This is a genomic window from uncultured Microbacterium sp. (assembly GCF_963521695.1).
Lineage (GTDB): Bacteria > Actinomycetota > Actinomycetes > Actinomycetales > Microbacteriaceae > Microbacterium.
This window is the reverse complement of sequence record NZ_CAUQWC010000248.1, coordinates 1-4,584: the sequence shown is the minus strand read 5'-3', so window position 1 is coordinate 4,584 and position 4,584 is coordinate 1. Positions and strand designations below refer to the sequence as shown.

The window sequence follows — 4,584 nt, the reverse complement described above, 5'->3', positions numbered from 1 at the left end:
ACGCGGGGGCGCTCGTGGGCGAAGGCGAAGGTGGGGGTGGCCGCGGAGGGGTGAGTCTGCGCGCGGGCGGGGGCGCAGGGTTGGTCGCCCGCGGGCGTCGGCGCAGGGCTTGTCTTAGACGCGGGCGCTGTCGCTGTCGCTGTCGCTGTCGCTGTCGCCCAAGTGGTCGCAATCGCGGAAGTGGCCGCACTCGGACGCCGTGAAGGAGATCATCGCTGGGCAGCACGGCGTCGCAGGACGGAGGCGGCGTCACGGTGGCGGCGTTCCCGACGTTGCGGGACGAAGGTGGCGACGCGGCCCTGACGGCAGAACATTGCGGGATGACGTGGCGTCACGAGGGGGGCGTCACGAGGGGGGCGTTCGCGTCGACGGCGCGGGTCCGGTCCGTCTGCGCGCATTGCATTCCCACCCGTCGTCCTGCCGCACGCGCTCACGCCGTCCATGACCGTTCACAGGGTGCGGCAACTCCTCCGCGCGAGCCGCCGTGGGCGCACGCACCGGTACCCAGTCGTCTAGAACGGCGGCGGGTCTTCCTCTATCTCGGAGCCGAGCGGCGATATCCAGCGCACCTCACCGGTGTCAGGGGCGCGCGACGGGTGCCACCTCGTCTCGTGTCGCAGACGATGGTGATGCCGGCACTCGGGGGCAAGGTTGTCGTCGTCCGTGACGCCGCCTTCACTCCACGCGGTCAGGTGGTCGAGGTCGCAATCGCGCGCGGGTCTGCCGCACCCTGGGAAGACGCAGGTCGGCGAGGTGACTCCGAGCCAGCGGCGAAGCGCGGTGGGGACACGGTAGGTCAAGCGGTCCAGAGCCAACGCGGCGCCCGTGACCGGATGCGAAAGCACCCGCACCCAGGACGTCGCCTCCCCCGCGAGACGCCGAGCCGTGTCGAGGTCGATCGGGCCGTAGCCGTCGAGAGTGGCGGGTTCGCTGCCGGCGCCGAGGAGCGTGAGGGCGGGAACAGTGACGACGATGGTGGCCGGGCGGCTGGTCCGCGTCACGTGCGTCGACCGCGGGGCAGTACTCGGCGCCGCGCCGTCGATGAGTGCTCGCGACTCGGCAGCAACCTCCGGTCGCGTCAGCAGATCGGCGACGGCGTCGGCCCGCAGCTGCGCGAGCGTGCGCGTCTCCTCGGGCCCGACCCGCAGCTGGCGGGCGATCCGGTCGACGCGGCTCAGCGCGTCGTGCGCCCGGTCCGCGGGGAGGAGAGCAGTGAGCGTAGCCATGCCATCGAGCTCGGGAGTCAGCCATACCCCGCGGTCACGAGCCGCACGACGGTGCCGGGCTTCGATCGACTCGCGGTGCACCCGCTCGCGCAGCGCCCGAGCGGCCACGGTGAAGCGCGCAGGCGGAAGACGGAGGGCACGATCCAGGGCACCTTCGTCGAACGCCCGCCAGGACTCGGGCGTTTCGGACACCGGTGTCGCGCCGTCAGGAGTAACCGCCGGCTGGTCCGCGGGAGGCGCGGTGCCGTCGAGGGTCTCATCGCGACCGTCGACGAGCGGCTCCGCCGGATCGCCGACCGAACCGGGCCGCACAGACGCGGCCGGTGCTGCCTCCTCGGGGAGCGTCGCGGCCAGCCGCGCCGACTCGACCGCGTGCCGCTCGGAGACTCTTCCCTCCGTGAAGGCGGTCCACAGCTCGGGACACCGTTCTTGCAGAACCTCAGCGTGCGCGGCACGGGTGCGTACCGTCTGCTCCGAAAGCCGCAGCCGCGTGGCGATCTCTGCGACGGCCGCGCGCTCCGCCATGTCACGACGGTCGCGACGCACCGCGGCCACCGTGCGGCCGCGCGAGTCACTCCACGCGAGGTCGAGCGTCGGATCCTCGCCGACCCACGCCACGGAGTCTGTGGCGGCCCGCTCGAGAACGAGCCTGATCAGCCGATACTCCTCCGCGGTGGCGCGTTGGCGCACACAAATCTGGCGCTCGAGCTCTCGCAGCCAGACCTCGGGCTCGGCACCCACCGAATCGTTGGTGCGCGAAGAAACGTCGAGGATGCCGTCCACGGCGTCCGCGAACGCCGCGCATTCGTCATCGAAGGCCCCCGCTTCGCATTCGCCGGGATCGACGAGTCCCACTTCCACTGCCCATGCCGTGTCGGCGTCGGCTCGCAGGTCGTCGTCGCTCGGCCACGGCACGCCCCACGCCGTGCACACCGACTGTTGCCGGTTGCTCCGAGGTGCCGTGATGTCCATGATCCAACGCTAGCGAGGGGGTCCGACATCGGTCCCGGGCGCCGTTCCCTCCTCGCGAGAGGGGTGCCATCCCCTCACCGCGAGGACAGCGCCGTCCCACCCTCGGCCGAGAAGCGCCGCTCCGTCCTCAGGAGACGGGCGTCACTCCGCCCGGCGATAAGGACGACGAAGGTCGCCGGGCCGCCGCAGCGCCACACCACGCCGCCCCGAGCCGCGAGTGTTTGACTGGGCACATGCGTGTTGAACGTTGCCGTGCGAGCGACATCGCCGAGCTCACCACGTTTCTTCGGGCGGTCGATCTCACACTGAGCGGTGTGCACGCGCCGACGGTGCGCTTGTGGATCGAGCGAGACGAGTCGGGCACGATCGTCGGCAGCACAGGTTACGAACTCAGCGTCGATGGCGCCCACGCGTTGATCCGTAGCGTTGCCGTCGGCCCGATGCAGCGTTCGCGGGGGCGCGGTCGTGCCCTGGCACTTCACTCGTTGAACCGCGCGGCCGAGGAGGGTGCGACCACGGCGTGGCTTTTCAGCCGCCGCTCCGGACCGTTCTGGCAGAGCATTGGATTCGACCCCGCTGCTCGTGAGGACCTCGCGACCGCCCTGGCTGACACTCATCAGGTTCGATTGTTTCGGGCGACCGGGCAGCTCGCTCGAGAAGCTGCGTGGTCACGGCCCCTCAGCGGGCCGGAGTCGAGCTGCGACGATCCGCTCTGACAGTTGCGATCACGGCAAGTGCCCACGCGCAACGTGGAGTCGACACGACGTCGTCGGTCACACCGTCGCAAAGTCGGCGGAAGCCAGCACCTCCGCCGAGGGCGCGCCGACCACCTCGCCCACCACGCGCTCCCCCGATCCGGGCTGCGCCGCAACCTGCATCGCGACCGCGCGCACGAGTCCCACCACGCGTCCCGTCGCGGGCGCGGCGCCCGGGTCGAGCGCCCGGCAGACGGCATCCAGGATCCCCACCAGCCGCTCATCGTGGCATCGGGCGTCGTCCGCACCGATCCACGCGAGCATCTCGGCAATGGTCCAATCGGGGCTGACTGGACCGAGAACGAGGGTTTCATATGCGACGAGTTGGTTCATTGGACCAGAATCAGGGGCTATGACCCTCGTCGACAGAGCCACTTCCGCCCTGGTGGACCATCGCACGGCCACCGTGTCTGCGGAACGCCTGGCCGAGCGCCTGGGCAGATGGGCCAGCGCCGACACCACGCTCGCGGCCGGCCTCGCCGACGGCATCGCGCGCCTCGTCCGCGAGGGCGAACTGCGCGGCGGCGACCGCCTGCCCTCGGAACGCACCCTCGCCGCCACCGTTGCCGTCTCGCGCGGAACGGTCGTCAGCGCGTACGCACGCCTATACGACGACGGCATCCTGGATCGACGCCAGGGAAGCGGAACACGCATCGCCGGCGCCGCCCCGACCGCCGCACGCCACGCTGCCGGTCGCGGAGAGGCGTTGTACGCCACCCTCCCCTCCAGCATCGACCTGCTGCGGGCCGTGCCCGCGATCTCACCGCTGGCCGTCGACATCGTGCAGCGCCACCGTCCCGTACTGAACGCCACCACGGTCGAGGCCGACCCCGCCGGTCTCGCGGACCTCCGCGCGGCCATCGCCGTCGCGATGGCCGCTGACGGCACCCCGACGACCTCGGCGCAGATTCTCGTCACGCACGGCGCTCAACAGGCGCTCAGCCTGCTCGTCGAAGAACTCGTCTCCCCCGGCGACACGGTGCTCACCGAAGAAGTGGCCTGGCCCGGGCTCACGGATGCCGTGCGGCGGCGCGGCGGCCTTGTGCACGGCATCCGTCTCACCCCCTCCGGCATCGATGTCGAGGCGCTCGAGGCGGCGATCGTGGTCCGCCGTCCCGTGCTGATCGCCCTGAACCCGCACAACCACAACCCGACCGGCGTGCAGACCAGTCTTCCGGTGCGTCAGCGCATCGCCGAACTGTCCGCCGAACACGGGATCACGGTGGTGGAGGATCGCGTGCTCGCCCACGCGTCGTTCGACGGGGTCACCCCGCCCTCGCTCGCGGCCCTCCGACCCGACGCGCCGATCATCGTCGTCGAGTCGCTGTCGAAGCGGGCGTGGGAGGGGCTGCGGGTGGGCTGGTTGCGCGCGGATCCGGTGCTCGTCCGCCGGCTGCGCGGTCTGCGCCAGAGCAGCGACCTGTCGACCAGCGTGCCCGCGCAGCTGCTCGCGCTCGACCTGCTCGCCGAGGCACCGGCGCTGCGGAGGGATCTCGCCACGGTGCATCGCGAGGCCGCCGTCACCGTCGGAAGGCTGCTGTCGGCGCACCTGCCCGACTGGCAGTGGCGACCGCCGCGCGGCGGGCTGTGCCTGTGGGCGCGCCTTCCCGCGGGCTCGGCGGGGGCCGTCG

General features: G+C 71.6%; 5 protein-coding genes. 2 read left to right on the top strand and 3 right to left on the bottom strand.

The window, feature by feature from the left end; translation table 11 throughout:
• Window positions 1-512: 512 nt before the first annotated feature.
• Together RWP81_RS14485 and RWP81_RS14480 are read right to left on the bottom strand one after the other, a co-directional pair.
• On the bottom strand, window positions 513-2,198 hold the full coding sequence (locus RWP81_RS14485) for a DUF222 domain-containing protein (protein ID WP_314457248.1): 1,686 nt from the start codon (window positions 2,196-2,198) through the stop codon (window positions 513-515).
• A 74-nt stretch (window positions 2,199-2,272) separates the two neighbouring features.
• Window positions 2,273-2,608, bottom strand: coding sequence for a hypothetical protein (locus RWP81_RS14480; RefSeq protein WP_314457252.1), 336 nt, complete (start codon window positions 2,606-2,608; stop codon window positions 2,273-2,275).
• Here RWP81_RS14480 and RWP81_RS14475 point away from each other — a divergent pair.
• A complete protein-coding gene (locus tag RWP81_RS14475) occupies window positions 2,513-2,914 on the top strand; it encodes a GNAT family N-acetyltransferase (RefSeq protein ID WP_314457250.1) in 402 nt (133 codons plus the stop codon). The genes RWP81_RS14480 and RWP81_RS14475 overlap by 96 nt on opposite strands.
• 57 nt (window positions 2,915-2,971) lie before the next feature.
• Here RWP81_RS14475 and RWP81_RS14470 read toward each other — a convergent pair whose 3' ends face one another.
• A complete protein-coding gene (locus RWP81_RS14470) occupies window positions 2,972-3,286 on the bottom strand; it encodes a hypothetical protein (protein WP_314457246.1) in 315 nt (104 codons plus the stop codon).
• A 19-nt stretch (window positions 3,287-3,305) separates the two neighbouring features.
• Here RWP81_RS14470 and RWP81_RS14465 point away from each other — a divergent pair.
• Window positions 3,306-4,584: PLP-dependent aminotransferase family protein (locus RWP81_RS14465; protein ID WP_314457244.1), on the top strand; the 1,279-nt coding region annotated here is incomplete at its 3' end.